The organism is Thermosynechococcus sp. QKsg1 (assembly GCF_031586415.1).
Lineage (GTDB): Bacteria > Cyanobacteriota > Cyanobacteriia > Thermosynechococcales > Thermosynechococcaceae > Thermosynechococcus.
Genome location: NZ_CP134200.1, coordinates 526,788 through 542,043 on the forward strand (window position 1 = coordinate 526,788; position 15,256 = coordinate 542,043).

Genomic DNA, 15,256 nt, shown 5'->3' on the forward strand with positions numbered 1-15,256 from the left:
TTAGACCTAATCAATGATTTCGCCAGTTTTCTTGAGCATCCGCACCTTACGGCCATCTTCGGTGTAGGTGTAGCAGATGCGACTGGCCACGTTTTGCTTGGTGGAGTAGAGCATCACCTTACAACTGTGAATCGGGGCTTCTTTGGTGATGATTTGCCCAGATTCGCCCTCTTGGCGGGGCTTGACGTGTTTGGTTTTTAGGTTCACCCCTTTGACAATCACCTGACTGGTCTTGGGGAAAACGGCGAGGACTTCACCGACTTTGGCTTTGTCACTGCCAGCGATGACTTGAACCGTGTCCCCTTTTTTCACGTGCATGCGATAGCGCACTGGCTTTTTGTTTGCTTTCTTGGCCGCCATTAGAGTACCTCCGGTGCCAATGAAACAATTTTCGTAAAGTTTTTATCCCGCAGTTCACGAGCCACAGGACCAAAGACACGGGTACCGCGAGGGTTACCCTCTTGGTTGATCAAGACAGCGGCATTGTCATCAAAGCGAATGCTCATGCCACTTTCACGGCGGATGGTTTTGCGGGTGCGCACAATGACAGCGCGAACCACATCGGATTTTTTCACTGCCATATTGGGGGTGGCATCTTTGACGGTGGCAATGATCACATCGCCGACACTGCCGTAGCGACGGTTACCGCCGCCGAGCACACGGATGCAGAGGAGCTTTTTGGCGCCGCTATTGTCGGCGACGTTGAGATAGGTTTCCTGTTGAATCATGGCTGGCTCTCCTTAGGCAGTGCGAGGACTGAGAATCTCGGCAATGACCCAACGCTTGGTGCGACTCAGGGGACGGGTTTCCCGAATGCGCACGCGATCGCCCACTTTGGCTTCGTTATTTTCATCATGGGCTTTGTAGCGGCGGGTTTTGACGACAATTTTGCCGTACTTGGGGTGGGGGGCGCGGTTTTCGACGGCAACGACGACGGTTTTTTGCATTTTGTCGCTGACGACGACGCCAACACGTTCTTTAACTGCCATTAGTCTTGGCCTCCACTGCGGCGACGTTCATTCTCAAGGGTTAAAAGCTGTGCCAACTCATGGCGCAGATGCTTAAATTGATGGGGCTTGACCTCTTGGCGGGTGGCTTTTTTGAAGCGCAGATCAAAGAGTTCTTTCTTAATGGCGGCAATGCGATCGCTCACCTGTTGATCACTCAGTTCCCGCAGGTCTTTCATTTTTGTCAGTGCCATTCTTAACCCTCCTGTTGTTCCTCTTCTTGATTGCGCACCAGAAAACGGGTCTTGATCGGCATTTTGTAGGCAGCAAGGCGCATGGCTTCGCGGGCAACCGCCTCCGGCACACCGGCAATTTCATACATAATGCGACCGGGTTTGACCACTGCCACCCAGTATTCCGGTGAGCCTTTCCCTGACCCCATCCGCGTTTCGGCAGGCCGCATCGTCACGGGCTTATCGGGGAAAATGCGAATCCAGATTTTGCCACCACGGCGGATATAGCGGGTCATGGCACGACGGCCAGCCTCAATTTGCCGTGAGGTGATCCAAGCGGGCTCAAGGGCTTGAAGGGCATAGTCGCCAAAGTGGATAGAGTTACCGCGACTGGCAACCCCCGTCATGCGACCCCGCTGCTGTTTGCGAAATTTTGTACGCTTTGGACTTAACATCGCTGGCTTCCCTGTTAGTTAGAGCGATTTTCAAATTGGGGTAGGCGGCGTTGGGGACTGCGGCGACTGGGTTCCCGTGTTACGGCTTCGGCTTGTCCCGGCAGTACCTCACCCTTGAAGATCCACACTTTCACACCCAAAATGCCGTAGATTGTGCGGGCGGTGCGGTAGGCATAGTCAATGTCTGCCCGTAGGGTATGCAGAGGAACGCGACCCTCTCGTGTCCACTCGGTACGAGCAATTTCCGCCCCATTCAGGCGACCCGCCACTTGGACTTTGATCCCCTCAATGCCTGCTCGCTGTGCCCGCTGAATGGCTTGGCGCACGGCGCGTCGGAAGGCCACCCGTCGCTCTAGTTGCTGGGTGATGTATTCCGCCAAGAGGCTGGCCTCAGCATCGACACGGTTGACTTCCACCACGTTCACTTTGATCGTGCGGTTGCTAGGGAGCATCTGCCGCAGTTGCTTGCGCAGTTCCTCAATCCCTTGGCCGCCTTTACCAACGACGACGCCGGGACGAGCGGTGCGAATTTGCAGCTCCACTTGATCCGCTTTGCGCTCAATGCGCACTTCCGCAATGCCAGCGTTGGCCAGTTGCTTGTTAATAAACGTGCGGATGCGGTGATCCTCCTGTAATAGCTCAGGATAGCGATCGCTATCGGCGTACCAGCGGGAGCGATGTTCTTGTGTAATGCCGAGGCGAAAGCCAATTGGGTGAATCTTCTGTCCCACGGTGGTATCCTTCTACGATTCGTCAGCAGTGTTTTGGGGCGCCACAGCAATCGTGATGTGGCAGGTGGGCTTGCGAATTTGGTAAGCGCGGCCCTGGGCGCGAGGGCGAAACCGCTTCAGGCAAGGCCCTTGATCGGCATAGGCTTGACTAATTACCAAGGTGGCGGGATCCAAGCCTAAATTGTGGGTGGCATTGGCTGCCGCCGATCGCAAGACCTTTGTAATCGGCTCACAGGCACGATAGGGCATAAAGCGCAGCATAATCAGGGCATCGCGGTAGGTGCGACCCCGCAGTTGATCCAGTACCCGCCGCACCTTGTGGGGTGACATGCGGACATACTTGGCGCAGGCACGGGCAGTAGGAGAAGAGGTAGAAACCATAGACGGCTATCCCAGACGCGAACAAGAGAATCAATGGCGGGCTTTTTTATCGCCCTTAACATGACTGCGGAAGTTGCGGGTGGGGGCAAATTCCCCCAGTTTGTGACCCACCATCTGCTCAGTGATGTACACGGGCACGTGCTGCTTGCCGTTGTGGACGGCGATCGTGTGGCCAATCATTTCTGGCACAATCGTTGAGGCACGCGACCACGTTTTGATCACTTCCTTGGCATTGCGCTCATTGAGGGCTTCAATCTTGCGTAAGAGATGATCCGCCACAAAGGGGCCTTTTTTTAATGAACGTCCCATAACCTAACTTCTCCGCAAAAACCTAAGACTGACGACCACCGCGACCCCGCTTGGAAGACTTCTTACGACGCCGCACGATGAGAGCATCGCTGAGTTTTTTCTTCTTGCGAGTTTTGTAGCCAAGGGTGGGTTTACCCCAAGGCGTGACAGGCCCGGGACGACCAATGGGGGCGCGCCCTTCACCACCACCGTGGGGGTGATCCACCGGGTTCATGACCGAACCGCGCACCTTCGGACGACGACCTTTCCAGCGATTGCGACCCGCTTTCCCTAAGCTGATGTTGTTGGCTTCAACATTCCCCACTTGGCCAATGGTGGCATAGCACTCCTTGCGGAAGAGCCGCACTTCACCCGAGGGAAGCTTGAGGGTGACCATATCCCCCTCTTTGGCCACTACTTGTGCCATCGCGCCGGCAGCTCGCACCATTTGCGCACCACGACCGGGGGTAATTTCCACATTGTGCACACTAGTACCCAAGGGAATTTTGCCCAGAGGAAGGGAGTTACCCACTTCAATAGGGGCATCGGGACTGGCAATAACCTCGGTGCCGGGGGTCAAATCTCGAGGATGGATGATGTAGCGTTTCTCGCCATCGCGATAGTGGAGCAGGGCAATGCGGGCATTGCGGTTGGGATCGTACTCCACAGTTGCCACTTTGGCGGGGACATTGAGCTTGCTGCTGCGGCGAAAATCAACAATGCGATAGCGACGCTTGTGGCCACCCCCCCGCCGCCGACTGGTAATGACACCGCGATTGTTGCGGCCTTTGTCGCGCTTGAAGCCACGGGTCAGCGACTTTTCGGGCTTGTCGGTGGTAATTTCAGCAAAGTCAGAAACAGTTTTTTGGCGAACGCCGGGGGTGTAGGGTCGGTAAACGCGAATGCCCATGATCTACTCCGTTAAACTTCGGGGAAGAGAACGATCTTGCTGTCGGGGGCAAGGGTGACGATCGCCCGCTTGTAGCGAGGACGATGACCAACAAACCGACCCACGCGGCGCTCTTTAGGGGGCAGATGATAGGTATTCACTGCCGTAACTTTGACGTTAAAGAGTTCTTCAATCGCAGCCTTGATTTGCGGTTTGGTGGCGCGCCGGTCCACATCGAAGCTGTATTGATTGTTTTCCAATAAAATCGTGGCCTTCTCTGTGATGATGGGGCGCTTGATGAGATCCGCAAGGGCGCGGGGTTGGACTTTAGTCACCGTACACCTCCTGAATTTTGGCGATCGCGCCAGTGGTGGCAACAATGCGATCGGCATAGAGTAAATCAAAAACATTCAATTGATCGGCACGCAGCAACTTCAGGGTGGGCACATTTCGCGCCGAGAGTGCCACCATTTCGGCAATGTCTTCCACCAGTAGCAGCACCTTTTGCTCTGGCTCAATGCCCCAGCGTTGCAGCGCGGTCACCAGTTCCTTGGTTTTGGGACGGGGCAAGTGATCGGCAAAGTCCTGAACCACAATCAAGTCTTCAACGCGGCTCATCAGGGCTGTGCGCAGGGCAAGTCGCCGCTCCTTACGATTCATTTTTTGGCTGTAGTCGCGGGGCTTAGGACCAAAGATCACACCGCCACCCCGCCAGAGGGGAGAACGGATCGAACCAGCGCGGGCACGCCCTGTTCCTTTTTGCCGCCAAGGTTTGCGACCGCCGCCACGCACCTCAGCACGGGTTTTGGTAGATGCCGTTCCCTGACGCGCATTGGCTAACTGCCGCAGAAGGGCACGATGAACAATATGACTGGCGGTTTCAGGTTTTGCTGTCGCCAGATCAAGGGTGGCTTCACCACTGTCGGCACCCTGCCAGTCTTTAACCACACATGCAACCATAACTACTCTCCAGCCCCTATTTGCGACCGACACCCTTGGCGGGGGTAATGCTCACTAGTGCCCCCGGTTTACCCGGTAGTGCCCCTTTGATCAGGATTAAGTTGCGCTCAGCATCAACGCGCACCACCTGCAACTTGCGAATGGTGACTGCCGTATTGCCCATGCGACCGGCCATCCGCTTGCCGGGGAAAACCCGACCCGGGGTGGTTCCTGCCCCAGTGGAACCGGGTAAACGGTGGTTTTTTGAGCCATGCGCCATTGGACCGCGCTTAAAATTGTGGCGTTTTTGATAGCCCGCAAAGCCTCGGCCAATGCTGGTGCCGTGGACATCCACAAGCTGCCCCGGACTAAAAATGTCAACAGTGATGGCCTGACCCAATTGATAGGCAGAGGCATCTTCAAGGCGAAATTCCCGCAGATGACGCATGGGGGGCGTTTGCGATTTGTTGAGGTGGCCGCGCTCGGGGCGACTCAGGTTTTTCTGCCGCACTTCGCCGTAGGCCACTTGAATTGCCGTGTAGCCGTCGGTTTGGGGGGTTTTGATTTGTGTGATCGGACACGGCCCCGCTTGTACCACCGTAATGGGGACAGATCGACCCGCCTCGTCAAAGATTTGGGTCATGCCCAACTTTGTCCCTAAAATACCAACTGTCACGATCGCGTTCCTTAAAAATACGACTCACAACAAAACAGCGAGAGGCAGCCGCAAGGCTACACCTCGGCAGATTCCTACAGTTAGGAATGGTGGATTGACCCAGCAGTTACACGGTCAAGACGATGACGCTTAAAGCGCATCCATCGTTGATCAAGGACAGGCGCAGGTAAAGATGGCAAGGCTATGATTGCAAGTTGCGAACACGCTGCCACCCCTGGATCAGTGGAACCAAGGACTTAAGGGGGTTGAGGCGATCGCGCCCACTCAGTATCCGTTTTTGGTCACAAGTTTTAATCATAGATCAGCGATTGTGGGTTTGTCTAGGCATTTGGTAACATTTTTTACGCCTTCTTGTGGATCCAGCAGCGTGTTTGAATTTGTCTGCCAGCAGGACTGTGCCCATACCCAAGCGCGGGCAGGCCTGTTTCACACCCCCCATGGCGCAGTGGCAACGCCGCGTTTTATGCCCGTGGGTACTTTAGCGAATGTGAAAACCCTCACCCCAGAACACCTCAAGGCGGCGGGCGCTCAAATGGTTTTGGCCAACACCTACCATTTGCACCTGCAACCGGGGGAAGACATTGTGGCCGCAGCGGGGGGGCTGCACCGTTTTATGGGCTGGTCAGGGCCAATTCTCACGGATTCGGGGGGGTTTCAGGTCTTTAGCCTCAGTGAAATGCGGCAGATTTCCGATCAGGGGGTGGTGTTTCGTTCACCCCACGATGGTCAAATCATTGAACTGTCACCTGAGCGGGCGATCGCCATTCAAGAGGCCTTGGGGGCAGATGTGATCATGGCCTTTGATGAGTGCCCCCCCTACCCTGCGAGCCGGGAGGCAGTGATCCAAGCGACGCAACGCACACTACATTGGTTAGAGCGCTGTATTGCCGCCAAACAACGATCGGATCAGGCTCTCTTTGCCATTGTTCAGGGGGGAGTGTATGCCGATCTGCGGCGGGAATGTGCTGCGGCGATGCTGCCCTATGACCTGCCGGGCTATGCCATTGGTGGGGTGAGTGTCGGGGAACCCAACAGTGCCATGCACGAAATTGTGGCGGTGACGGCTCCCCTCTTGCCTGCCCATAAGCCACGTTATTTGATGGGGGTGGGAACTCACTTAGAAATGTTGCGGGCGATCGCTGCTGGGGTCGATCTCTTTGATTGTGTGATTCCTACCCGTCTGGCTCGCCATGGCTGTGCCATTGTCCAAGGGCAGCGCTGGAACCTGAAAAATGCCCGCTTTCGCCGCGATTATGAACCCTTGGATCCCACCTGTCCCTGCTATACCTGCACCACCTTTAGCCGAGCCTACCTGAGTCATTTAGTGCGTGCCAAGGAGCTACTGGCCTACACCTTACTCTCGATTCATAATGTGACGGAACTGATTCGGTTCACCCAAGCAGCACGCCAAGCAATTTTAGAGGAGCGATTTGTGGCGTTTGCGGCAGAATGGGAGCAGCGACTAGTGGTGGATGCTGAGGAACCCGATGCTGCGCTTCTCTGATGCCGTTTTATCAAGGCAGGAACGCTTGAGCCGCTGGGGCTTTTTGGGACTGACCACAGCACCTTTAGTGGGAGCGGCACTCTTTAACCATACGGGGACGCCGCCTTTTTTACTTTGTCTTTTTCGGGCAACAACGGGCATTCCCTGTCCAGGCTGCGGTCTGACCCGTTCCTTTATGGCGATCGCTCGCGGCAATGTTGAAGATGCCCTGAGAATGCATCTCTTTGGCCCTGTGCTCTTTCTCGCATTTACAGTGGCCGCGATATTGATGGCCATTGAACTAAGAACCGGGCGGCGATTGCAGCACACCCCCTTTCGCTACATCAATGAACGCATTCAAAACTGGTGGTGGCTAGGGGTGATTTATCTTGGCTACTATGGTTTGCGGCTGTACAGCCTATTTCACACCGGGGAATTTTATATCAATCCCCTAAAAAACATCTTTCTGAGGAGTTAATCAATGACTATCTCCATTCATTACGTTGATCCCAAGACGAAAGCACCACTTAGAAAGGATCATACTGCGTACTATAGTGAGACGGGTTCTGTTTATCCAATTGTTAATCAGATTCCTAGATTTGTAGATTCAAGCCAAAACTACACCCAAAGTTTTGGTCTGCAATGGAATAAGTTCTCAAAAACACAAATAGATGATACAGATCAAAAACAATCTGAAACTCGATTCTTTGCAACAACAAACTGGCAGCCTGAGGAGCTTGCTGGCAAAAGTATTTTAGAAGCCGGTTCTGGTGCAGGTAGATTTACACGGGTTATCTTGGAAAAAACGTCTGCTTATCTTTGGAGTTTTGATTATTCAGAGGCGGTTGAGGCAAATTGGCAAAATAATTCTGATATTGCTGGCGGAAGATTACACCTATTTCAGGCGAGCATCTATGACATCCCTTTGCCTGAAGCCTCTTTTGATAAGGTGTTTTGTTTTGGGGTTCTACAACATACACCTGACTTTGAAGAATCTGTAAAAAATCTGATTAAATACGCAAAAATCGGTGCTGAGATTGTGGTTGATTTCTATCCGATTAAAGGTTTTTGGACAAAAATACACGCAAAATATCTTTTAAGACCCTTGACAAAAAAGATGTCACACCAAGCTCTGTTGAATTTGATTGAGAAGAATATCGATGGTTTAATTACGTTATTTGATTTTTTAGTGAAAGTTAAACTAGGCGTACTGACTCGATTTTTACCAATTGTTGATCTACGAACAATTCCTAGTACTGTGGATCAGCAAAAACGCCGTGAATGGGCAATTTTAGACACCTTTGATATGTTCTCGCCGGAGTATGACAATCCCCAAAGAATAAAAGATGTTGCTGCTATGTTTGAACGTCACGGAGCTAAGGTTACTTTTGCCGGATTTGTCAAATCAAGTGCTGGCACTAGCGCAGTGGTCAGAGGCGTTCGCGAAACTTAAAGTAAAGATCACGGGAGTCGTCTTTAGCAAGGGTCCCTTTCATGGGATATTGAAATCGGTTGTGTGCGATCGAGAACCGGAGACCCATGAGATTACATCGCTTGCTTTATCTCAGTTGTGCCACAGATGGCCTGTCCTACCCGGATCTGCGGGATATTATGGCCAAGTCAGAGGTGAACAATCTCCGCGATGGCATTACGGGAATACTGTGCTACGGCAACGGCATGTTTCTGCAAACCCTAGAGGGCGATCGCCAGAAAATCAGTGAAACCTACGCCCGCATCCTCAAGGATCCCCGCCACCACAGCGCCGAACTCATTGAATTCAAGGCCATCGCAGAGCGCACCTTCATCAATTGGTCAATGCGTCTGGTGCAGTTGGGCGAGATGGACAGTGATAAAATTCGGCACCTGCGGTTAAAATACTCACCAGCAGCAACCTTTCAGCCCACCTCAATGACGGCTGAGCAATGTTTTCACTTCCTCAAAGAACTCTATGAAATGAGCCAAGGAACTTAGTGTGAGCGATGCCCACTGGCTAAGTATTCCCGATCTACTGCGGCTGCCCGCCCAGACCTATGAGTGGCGGGTGGATACCGGTTTTCCAGACTTGGCAACGCTAACTCCCGTGCAAGGAATGGTGACTGCCAGTCACCGCTACACCTATTTAGAAGTTAGTGCCAGTGTGAGTACGATCGTTACCCTCTGTTGCGATCGCTGTTTGCAGTACTATAACCATCGCTTGGTGTGTACGACTACGGAACTCATTTGGCTTGCAGAAACGCCGGCGAGTCAACCGGACGATGATCTGGTGGAAACCTTGCCCGCCAACGGTCGCATTGATCTTGCGGATTGGCTCTACCAGCAACTCTGCCTTGCCCTGCCCTACCCCCAATACTGTGACCCCAATTGTGGCGGTATTCACCCCCCTGTCCCTGCGGAACCCCCCATTGATCACCGCTGGGCAATGCTTGCGCAACTACAATCGGTTCTGGAGCGTTCGGAACCATCGCCGTGAGTGCTCAGTCTGACCTTGAACTGTTGCTGCGGGCACGCTATCCCCTGTTGTATGTGGCCACAACAGAGGAAGAACGCCTTGAGGCAACACTGCACACAATTAGCGATCGCCTGAATCAGCGCCCCATCTACATTTGGGATTTTGTCGAGGGGTATCAGGGCAATCCCAATGATCTGGGGGTCGCCAAGCGCAATCCCCTCAGTGCCCTTGAATTTGTTGAAAAACTACCGCCACCGGCAGCGGCGATGATTCTGCTGCGAGATTTTCACCGCTTTATTGAGGATGTAGCGGTCTCTCGCAAACTGCGTAACCTTGCGCGGCAACTCAAGTCCCAGCCCAAAAACCTGATCCTGCTGGCTCCGACGGTGCAGTTGCCCCCGGAACTGCGGGATGTGATTACCGTTGTCGAGTTTCCCTTGCCCCAACGGGAGGAAATTCGCCTTGAACTGGTGAAGCTCTGCCAAAGCCTCGGCAACATTCCCGCAGAACCCATTCTCGATGAGTTGATCCGCGCCTGTCAGGGCTTGACCCTAGAGCGCATTCGCCGCGTCATTGGTCGGATTATTGCCCTCCACGGCATGCTCGACGGTAGCCATGTGGATTTGATCTTGGAGGAAAAGCGGCAGATCCTGCGGCAAACCCAAATTCTCGAGTTTTACCCCACCCAAGAAACGATTGCCGACATTGGTGGTCTTGATAACCTCAAGGAGTGGTTGCTGCGGCGCGGCGGTGCTTTTTCCGAGCGGGCACGGCGCTATGGGCTGCCCTATCCGCGGGGGGTGCTGCTAGTGGGAATTCAGGGCACCGGTAAATCCCTAGTGGCAAAGGCGATCGCCCACCAATGGCACTTGCCGCTGTTGCGATTGGATGTGGGGCGACTCTTTGGCGGCCTTGTGGGGGAATCCGAAGCGCGAACCCGCGAAATGATTCAAATTGCTGAAGCCCTTGCCCCCTGTGTCCTCTGGATTGATGAAATGGACAAAGCCTTTGCGGGCATTGATGGCCGAGGGGATGGCGGCACCAGTAGCCGCGTCTTTGGTACGATTATCACTTGGCTAGCGGAGAAAACCTCTGCTGTTTTTGTCGTGGCCACTGCCAACAATGTGCAGGTCTTGCCCCCGGAACTGCTGCGTAAGGGTCGCTTTGATGAAATCTTTTTTGTCGGACTACCCAATGTGGATGAGCGGCGAGCGATTTTTGAAGTGCACCTCAGTCGCGTGCGGCGCGATCGCCTGCAAAACTATGATCTAGAGCGGTTGGCCTACGAAACCATTGACTTTTCTGGGGCTGAAATTGAGCAGTGTATCATTGAGGCAATGCACCTTGCCTTTAGCCAAGACCGCGACTTTACCACCGAAGATCTGCTGCACGCGGCCAGTGAGATTATCCCCTTGGCACGGACAGCTCGCGAACAGGTACACCAATTACAAGAATGGGCGGCCTCCGGGCGGGCACGGTTTGCCTCACGGATCCTCTCTCCCCCCACAGGGCGTTAGATCATGAAACCAGTGGTGCGTGTGCTGCAATGGCTCCTAGGAACCTTTTTGGGTTTAGGTCTGATTACCCTTGTGGCCGCTGCTATCATTACACCCCTCGTCTTTAACTTGCTCTGGCCACCCCCCCGCCCCAAGGTCGAAGCACAAAATTCGCCACCGCCTACGCCACCAGAGTCGTCACCGAATTCCCCCTCACCCACTCCTGAACCAACCCCGACCCCCTCACCGCAGCCAAACTCTGAAGGGCGGGTGATCTATGGCGATGGTTTACGGTTGCGCGATCGCCCCAGTCGCGAGGCAAATGCCCTAGGCGGTGTGGCCTTTGATGAAGTGGTGACGATCCTAGAGCGCAGTGAGGATGGGGAATGGCTGAAGATTCGCACCGCCAACAATCTTGAAGGCTGGGTACTGGCCTTTGGCGTGCAGGAAACAACAGCTCAATCCCCCACCTCCAGTGAGACGACCCAGTAGGCGCTATTGGGAAAATTCCTGCATTTGCTGAAACGAACGGTACTCGCGATCGCCACTCAGCCATTCCACGAGCGTGATTTTCACCCGCCCCCCCGCATTGGGAGTTGCCAGAAACTCCGCCTCCCCTTCACTATTAATCACGGGATTGCGCAACTGGGTGGATCCCGCTTCCAGTAGTCGCTTGCTCGTCGGGTCATAAATCTCGTAGTAGATCTGGACATTGCGCGCTGGTGTCGCCGTTTCATTGCGCACGCGCCCCGTCAGGCGGTGGTACCAGACACCCGCAATATTCTCGCTCTGCAATTGGACATCGGTGACGCGCACCACTTTGGGCGCTTCGCGACGGCGGGCGATCGCGGGCATGTCATCAAGAGATACGAACCCGACACTAGTCGTCAACAGCAGACCACAGAGCCAAATTGTGCGTAAGCTAGGCATTGTTCTCTAACCGGTGTGACAATAATAGAGTCTAAGACGCAACATTCAGCGGGAGCGATCGGCCTCATTGGCCTTGAGGATACCACCTTAGTGACCGCTGCCCCGAGTCTGTACCTGCTGGATTGGATTCACCCCACTTAACTATGCCAACTGTTCATGTGATTGGTCTTGGTCGCTCTGGCATCGCCGCTGCCCGTTTACTGAAACGTCAAGGCTGGCAAGTGGAGGTGAGTGATAGTCGTCAAACCCCTGCCCTACAATCCCAGCAGCAACTCCTAGAAGCCGAAGGCATTGCTGTTCAACTCAACTACGACTTTGATTTACAAACCCTCGCCAGTGTGGGTCTGCGTGTCCCGGCGGAAATTGTCATTAGTCCCGGTGTCCCTTGGCAGTCTCCTGCTCTGATTGCCGCTCGCCAAGCAGGCATCCCCGTTCGGGGGGAAGTGGAAATTGCTTGGCAGACCCTCGCCCATCTGCCGTGGGTATGTATTACGGGCACCAATGGCAAAACAACGACCACCGCACTCACTGCCGCCATTTTTCAAGCAGCGGGGTACAATGCTCCCGCCTGTGGCAATATCGGCAATAGTATTTGCGAAGTGGCTTTGACCGCTAGCGCCCTTGATTGGGTGATTGCTGAGATCAGTAGCTATCAATTAGAGTCTAGCCCCCCCCTGCAACCCCAATTTGCCCTTTGGACAACCCTCACACCAGATCACTTGGAACGCCACGGCACCCTCGACGCTTATGTCGAAACCAAAGCTCACCTCATGAATGGTGCGAAACAGGTGATCCTCAATGGGGATGATCCCTACCTGCGTCAGCACATGGTGAATCGTTGGCCGCAAGCTTGGTGGATCAGTACCCAAGGGGCGGCAGCCCTACCCAAGGGGATTGAACAGGGCATCTATATTGCTGAGGATCAGGTGTGGTTTCAAGATCAACCCCTGCTGCCCACCCATGTCCTGCAAATGCCGGGTCAACACAATCAGCAAAACTTTCTTCTAGCCGTGGCAACGGCCCATTTAGCCGGTATTCCTGCCGAAACAATTGCCAAAGCGGTGGCAGGGTTTGCCGGTGTGCCCCATCGTCTAGAGCGGATTCGCCAATGGCGACAGGTGGAGTGGATCAACGACAGTAAGGCCACCAATTATGACGCCGCCGAAATTGGGCTGCGTTCGGTGACCGGCCCTGTGATCCTGATTGCGGGTGGACAGGCCAAAAAGGGGAACGATCGCGCTTGGCTCAAGCTGATTCAGGAGAAAGCCGCTTGGGTGCTCTTAATTGGTGAAGCGGCACCGCAGTTTGCGCAGCGCTTAGAAGCCACGGGCTTTACAAATTATGAGATCATGGAGACACTGGATCGGGCAGTGGCGGCGGCTGCTGAACTGGTGACCCAGTACCCGATCAAAACCGTTCTCTTTTCCCCTGCCTGTGCCAGCTTTGACCAGTACCAGAATTTTGAAGAACGTGGTGATCACTTTCGTCAACTGTGCTTAGAGCTATGAGCCAATCTGCGGCCTCGGGTCACTGGTGGAATCGCCTCTCCATTGCCAGTCGGTTTCTGATTATTGGCTTGGCAGGGCCTATCCTGACGCTGAATTTCTGGGCCTTTGCGACCATTCTCAAGTTTTTTGGGCCGCTGGTGGCGGTTCTGGTGCTGGCTTCTCTATTTGCCTTTTTGCTGAACTATCCGGTGCGCTGGATGGAGGAGCAGGGAAATCCGCGAGGCCCCTCAGCAATTTTGGTCTTTCTTTTGGCACTGGTACTGATTGCCATCATTGCCTTGGTCGTGGTGCCCAATGTCTTTAATCAGGCACAACAGCTCATTGCCCGCTTGCCCGAATGGTTTAACTCCAGCCAACGGCGACTCTTGGAATTTGGCCAGTGGGTGGACTCCCTGAACCTGCCGGTGACGGTGGATGTGGATGCCCTTGCCAACCAACTCTTGGAAAAACTCAAGGATCAACTGCAAAGTTTAGCTCGCGAGGCGCTGAATTTAATTTTGGGCACCCTCAGCAGTGCGGTGGATGTGCTCATTAATCTGATTTTGACCGTTGTTCTCACGTTCTATTTGCTGCAGCATGGTGACGAATTGTGGGATGGCCTCCTCAGTTGGTTGCCTGATACGCTGCGCCCCACGGTTTCAGAAACGATACGCCGCAGTTTTGAAAGCTATTTTATTGGTCAGTTGGTGCTGGGACTGTGCATGGGCATCGGGTTGACCACGATTTTCATTTTCCTCAAGGTGCCCTATGGACTGCTCTTTGGTGTCATTATTGGCGTGATGGCCTTGGTGCCCTTTGGCGGTACGGTGGGGATTATTTCAATTAGTTTGCTCGTCGCCCTTCAGGATGTGTGGTTGTCCCTCAAGGTAGCGGGATTTGCGTTTCTCTATCAGCAGTTTTTGGAGAATGTGGTTGCCCCTCGGATCATCGGTAGCTTTACGGGCTTAAATCCAGTCTGGGTTTTCTTGGCGATCCTGACTGGGGCTAGGGCTTCGGGGTTAGTCGGGGTTCTCATTGCGGTTCCGATCGCGGTAGTGATTAAAACGTTCTTGGTGAGTGTGCGATCGCGCCTCAATGCCGAGGACGTGGATGCCACCGTTGCACTCCCTAGTAATCCGCCCCCCTTATCACCTGTTTCTTCGTCAATGAAGCCATCCTCAGTGGAGTAGAACAATGCTGCGTGCCCTTCAACCCGGAATTCTCACCTCCCTTGTTTTGATCAGTACAACAGCCGCCATTACAATAATCACGGCTTTTATTGGCTACCACCTAGGGCGAGAGTCATTGCGCGGTGTGTCCCAGCCCGTGGTGAATCCCATCCTTGGCAGTGCCGTGAATGCCAATGATCAATCCCAAGGGGAGCGATCGCCCATTCTTGACGAGGCACAGATTATTGCCCAAACCAAAGCCCGCATTGCCGAAATGACTGAAGGTGCCAGCGATCGCGAGATTGTGCCTGCCCCCACCACTGCCAATGACCCCCCAGCAGCGGAACCGGCGACGAGTCGGACACTGCCCATCGTTGCTGAGGATAAGGGGGTGCGTCTAGAAATTAGCCGTGTGGATACCATTGGCCAAGATTTAGCCCTGCACGTCAGCTTGAAAAACGACAGTAGCCAAGGGGTGCAGTTTATCTACACCTTTCTTGAAATCAAAAATGATAAAGGTACCCTTTTGAGTGCCCTCACCGAAGGCCTACCCACGGAATTACCCCCCGGTAGTGATCTGGTCAAAGGCACAATTTTGATTCCCAAAAGCCTCCTTGACAATGCAAAAACCTTGACCCTACGCCTTGCCAGCTATCCGAATCAGGATGTGCAATTGCAGGCTGCCAATATTCCTGTGGAGTAG

At 53.9% G+C, this 15,256-nt stretch carries 24 protein-coding genes; 11 read left to right on the top strand and 13 right to left on the bottom strand.

From position 1 onward, the window contains the following. Positions 1 to 6: 6 nt before the first annotated feature. The 12 genes from rplX to rplC are packed head-to-tail and all read right to left on the bottom strand — an operon-like array spanning position 7 to position 5,539. Positions 7 to 360 carry a 50S ribosomal protein L24 gene (rplX, locus tag RHP47_RS02605; protein WP_226971991.1) on the bottom strand — a complete coding sequence of 118 codons (354 nt, stop codon included), beginning with the start codon at positions 358 to 360 and terminating at the stop codon, positions 7 to 9. After that, on the bottom strand, positions 360 to 728 hold the full coding sequence (rplN, locus tag RHP47_RS02610) for a 50S ribosomal protein L14 (RefSeq protein ID WP_149817900.1): 369 nt from the start codon (positions 726 to 728) through the stop codon (positions 360 to 362). Before rplN ends, rplX begins: the two co-directional genes overlap by 1 nt. Positions 729 to 740: 12 nt before the next feature. Beyond that, on the bottom strand, positions 741 to 989 hold the full coding sequence (gene rpsQ, locus RHP47_RS02615) for a 30S ribosomal protein S17 (RefSeq protein ID WP_011055945.1): 249 nt from the start codon (positions 987 to 989) through the stop codon (positions 741 to 743). Further along, entirely contained in the window at positions 989 to 1,201 is a 213-nt protein-coding gene (gene rpmC / locus RHP47_RS02620) for a 50S ribosomal protein L29 (protein ID WP_149817902.1), read from the bottom strand. Before rpmC ends, rpsQ begins: the two co-directional genes overlap by 1 nt. A 2-nt stretch (positions 1,202 to 1,203) precedes the next feature. After that, on the bottom strand, positions 1,204 to 1,635 hold the full coding sequence (rplP, locus tag RHP47_RS02625; RefSeq protein WP_149817904.1) for a 50S ribosomal protein L16: 432 nt from the start codon (positions 1,633 to 1,635) through the stop codon (positions 1,204 to 1,206). Positions 1,636 to 1,649: 14 nt separating this feature from the next. Beyond that, a complete protein-coding gene (gene rpsC / locus RHP47_RS02630) occupies positions 1,650 to 2,366 on the bottom strand; it encodes a 30S ribosomal protein S3 (protein WP_286626471.1) in 717 nt (238 codons plus the stop codon). A gap of 12 nt (positions 2,367 to 2,378) precedes the next feature. Then, a complete protein-coding gene (rplV, locus tag RHP47_RS02635) occupies positions 2,379 to 2,747 on the bottom strand; it encodes a 50S ribosomal protein L22 (protein ID WP_011055941.1) in 369 nt (122 codons plus the stop codon). Positions 2,748 to 2,777: 30 nt separating this feature from the next. Further along, a complete protein-coding gene (gene rpsS / locus RHP47_RS02640) occupies positions 2,778 to 3,056 on the bottom strand; it encodes a 30S ribosomal protein S19 (protein WP_011055940.1) in 279 nt (92 codons plus the stop codon). A gap of 22 nt (positions 3,057 to 3,078) precedes the next feature. Further along, positions 3,079 to 3,945, bottom strand: a complete 867-nt coding sequence (rplB, locus tag RHP47_RS02645; RefSeq protein ID WP_149817908.1) for a 50S ribosomal protein L2 — start codon at positions 3,943 to 3,945, stop codon at positions 3,079 to 3,081. Positions 3,946 to 3,956: 11 nt separating this feature from the next. Next, a complete protein-coding gene (locus tag RHP47_RS02650) occupies positions 3,957 to 4,259 on the bottom strand; it encodes a 50S ribosomal protein L23 (protein ID WP_206201513.1) in 303 nt (100 codons plus the stop codon). Further along, positions 4,252 to 4,884, bottom strand: coding sequence for a 50S ribosomal protein L4 (rplD, locus tag RHP47_RS02655; protein ID WP_286668904.1), 633 nt, complete (start codon positions 4,882 to 4,884; stop codon positions 4,252 to 4,254). Before rplD ends, RHP47_RS02650 begins: the two co-directional genes overlap by 8 nt. A gap of 16 nt (positions 4,885 to 4,900) precedes the next feature. Then, the gene (gene rplC / locus RHP47_RS02660) at positions 4,901 to 5,539 is read right to left on the bottom strand and encodes a 50S ribosomal protein L3 (RefSeq protein WP_149817915.1); all 639 of its coding nucleotides are present in this window, start codon (positions 5,537 to 5,539) and stop codon (positions 4,901 to 4,903) included. A gap of 367 nt (positions 5,540 to 5,906) precedes the next feature. Here rplC and tgt point away from each other — a divergent pair, with 367 nt between their 5' ends. From tgt to RHP47_RS02695, 7 genes are all read left to right on the top strand, one after another. Further along, on the top strand, positions 5,907 to 7,043 hold the full coding sequence (gene tgt, locus RHP47_RS02665; protein ID WP_149817917.1) for a tRNA guanosine(34) transglycosylase Tgt: 1,137 nt from the start codon (positions 5,907 to 5,909) through the stop codon (positions 7,041 to 7,043). Next, positions 7,027 to 7,500, top strand: a complete 474-nt coding sequence (locus RHP47_RS02670; RefSeq protein ID WP_190278175.1) for a DUF2752 domain-containing protein — start codon at positions 7,027 to 7,029, stop codon at positions 7,498 to 7,500. Before tgt ends, RHP47_RS02670 begins: the two co-directional genes overlap by 17 nt. Before the next feature lie 3 nt (positions 7,501 to 7,503). Next, a complete protein-coding gene (locus RHP47_RS02675; protein ID WP_149817921.1) occupies positions 7,504 to 8,475 on the top strand; it encodes a bifunctional 2-polyprenyl-6-hydroxyphenol methylase/3-demethylubiquinol 3-O-methyltransferase UbiG in 972 nt (323 codons plus the stop codon). A gap of 86 nt (positions 8,476 to 8,561) precedes the next feature. Beyond that, on the top strand, positions 8,562 to 8,993 hold the full coding sequence (locus RHP47_RS02680) for a BLUF domain-containing protein (RefSeq protein ID WP_149817923.1): 432 nt from the start codon (positions 8,562 to 8,564) through the stop codon (positions 8,991 to 8,993). 1 nt (position 8,994) lies between these two features. Further along, positions 8,995 to 9,492, top strand: a complete 498-nt coding sequence (locus RHP47_RS02685; protein ID WP_149817925.1) for a DUF177 domain-containing protein — start codon at positions 8,995 to 8,997, stop codon at positions 9,490 to 9,492. Continuing rightward, positions 9,489 to 10,988: an AAA family ATPase gene (locus RHP47_RS02690; protein ID WP_310840978.1), complete on the top strand. Its 1,500-nt coding sequence runs from the start codon at positions 9,489 to 9,491 to the stop codon at positions 10,986 to 10,988. Before RHP47_RS02685 ends, RHP47_RS02690 begins: the two co-directional genes overlap by 4 nt. 3 nt (positions 10,989 to 10,991) lie before the next feature. Further along, on the top strand, positions 10,992 to 11,459 hold the full coding sequence (locus RHP47_RS02695; protein WP_286626482.1) for an SH3 domain-containing protein: 468 nt from the start codon (positions 10,992 to 10,994) through the stop codon (positions 11,457 to 11,459). A gap of 3 nt (positions 11,460 to 11,462) precedes the next feature. Here RHP47_RS02695 and RHP47_RS02700 read toward each other — a convergent pair whose 3' ends face one another. Further along, a complete protein-coding gene (locus RHP47_RS02700) occupies positions 11,463 to 11,897 on the bottom strand; it encodes a hypothetical protein (RefSeq protein ID WP_149817931.1) in 435 nt (144 codons plus the stop codon). 15 nt (positions 11,898 to 11,912) lie between these two features. Between RHP47_RS02700 and RHP47_RS02705 the strand changes: the two genes are divergently transcribed. The 4 genes from RHP47_RS02705 to RHP47_RS02720 are packed head-to-tail and all read left to right on the top strand — an operon-like array spanning position 11,913 to position 15,256. Continuing rightward, positions 11,913 to 12,038 (top strand): hypothetical protein, encoded by a 126-nt coding sequence (locus tag RHP47_RS02705; protein WP_255451700.1) that lies wholly within the window; start codon positions 11,913 to 11,915, stop codon positions 12,036 to 12,038. A gap of 2 nt (positions 12,039 to 12,040) precedes the next feature. Then, the gene (murD, locus tag RHP47_RS02710) at positions 12,041 to 13,405 is read left to right on the top strand and encodes a UDP-N-acetylmuramoyl-L-alanine--D-glutamate ligase (RefSeq protein WP_310840980.1); all 1,365 of its coding nucleotides are present in this window, start codon (positions 12,041 to 12,043) and stop codon (positions 13,403 to 13,405) included. Beyond that, on the top strand, positions 13,402 to 14,574 hold the full coding sequence (locus tag RHP47_RS02715; RefSeq protein ID WP_286626485.1) for an AI-2E family transporter: 1,173 nt from the start codon (positions 13,402 to 13,404) through the stop codon (positions 14,572 to 14,574). The genes murD and RHP47_RS02715 overlap by 4 nt, the downstream gene beginning before the upstream one ends. A 4-nt stretch (positions 14,575 to 14,578) precedes the next feature. After that, positions 14,579 to 15,256, top strand: a complete 678-nt coding sequence (locus RHP47_RS02720) for a hypothetical protein (RefSeq protein WP_310840981.1) — start codon at positions 14,579 to 14,581, stop codon at positions 15,254 to 15,256.

What these genes read in the sequence shown, in the direction of transcription:
- rplX (WP_226971991.1), bottom strand. Translation starts at nt 360, where the DNA reads ATGGCGGCCAAGAAAGCAAACAAAAAGCCAGTGCGCTATCGCATGCAC.
- rplN (WP_149817900.1), bottom strand. Translation starts at nt 728, where the DNA reads ATGATTCAACAGGAAACCTATCTCAACGTCGCCGACAATAGCGGCGCC.
- rpsQ (WP_011055945.1), bottom strand. Translation starts at nt 989, where the DNA reads ATGGCAGTTAAAGAACGTGTTGGCGTCGTCGTCAGCGACAAAATGCAA.
- rpmC (WP_149817902.1), bottom strand. Translation starts at nt 1,201, where the DNA reads ATGGCACTGACAAAAATGAAAGACCTGCGGGAACTGAGTGATCAACAG.
- rplP (WP_149817904.1), bottom strand. Translation starts at nt 1,635, where the DNA reads ATGTTAAGTCCAAAGCGTACAAAATTTCGCAAACAGCAGCGGGGTCGC.
- rplV (WP_011055941.1), bottom strand. Translation starts at nt 2,747, where the DNA reads ATGGTTTCTACCTCTTCTCCTACTGCCCGTGCCTGCGCCAAGTATGTC.
- rpsS (WP_011055940.1), bottom strand. Translation starts at nt 3,056, where the DNA reads ATGGGACGTTCATTAAAAAAAGGCCCCTTTGTGGCGGATCATCTCTTA.
- rplB (WP_149817908.1), bottom strand. Translation starts at nt 3,945, where the DNA reads ATGGGCATTCGCGTTTACCGACCCTACACCCCCGGCGTTCGCCAAAAA.
- rplD (WP_286668904.1), bottom strand. Translation starts at nt 4,884, where the DNA reads ATGGTTGCATGTGTGGTTAAAGACTGGCAGGGTGCCGACAGTGGTGAA.
- RHP47_RS02670 (WP_190278175.1), top strand. Translation starts at nt 7,027, where the DNA reads ATGCTGCGCTTCTCTGATGCCGTTTTATCAAGGCAGGAACGCTTGAGC.
- RHP47_RS02675 (WP_149817921.1), top strand. Translation starts at nt 7,504, where the DNA reads ATGACTATCTCCATTCATTACGTTGATCCCAAGACGAAAGCACCACTT.
- RHP47_RS02680 (WP_149817923.1), top strand. Translation starts at nt 8,562, where the DNA reads ATGAGATTACATCGCTTGCTTTATCTCAGTTGTGCCACAGATGGCCTG.
- RHP47_RS02695 (WP_286626482.1), top strand. Translation starts at nt 10,992, where the DNA reads ATGAAACCAGTGGTGCGTGTGCTGCAATGGCTCCTAGGAACCTTTTTG.
- RHP47_RS02700 (WP_149817931.1), bottom strand. Translation starts at nt 11,897, where the DNA reads ATGCCTAGCTTACGCACAATTTGGCTCTGTGGTCTGCTGTTGACGACT.
- murD (WP_310840980.1), top strand. Translation starts at nt 12,041, where the DNA reads ATGCCAACTGTTCATGTGATTGGTCTTGGTCGCTCTGGCATCGCCGCT.
- RHP47_RS02715 (WP_286626485.1), top strand. Translation starts at nt 13,402, where the DNA reads ATGAGCCAATCTGCGGCCTCGGGTCACTGGTGGAATCGCCTCTCCATT.
- RHP47_RS02720 (WP_310840981.1), top strand. Translation starts at nt 14,579, where the DNA reads ATGCTGCGTGCCCTTCAACCCGGAATTCTCACCTCCCTTGTTTTGATC.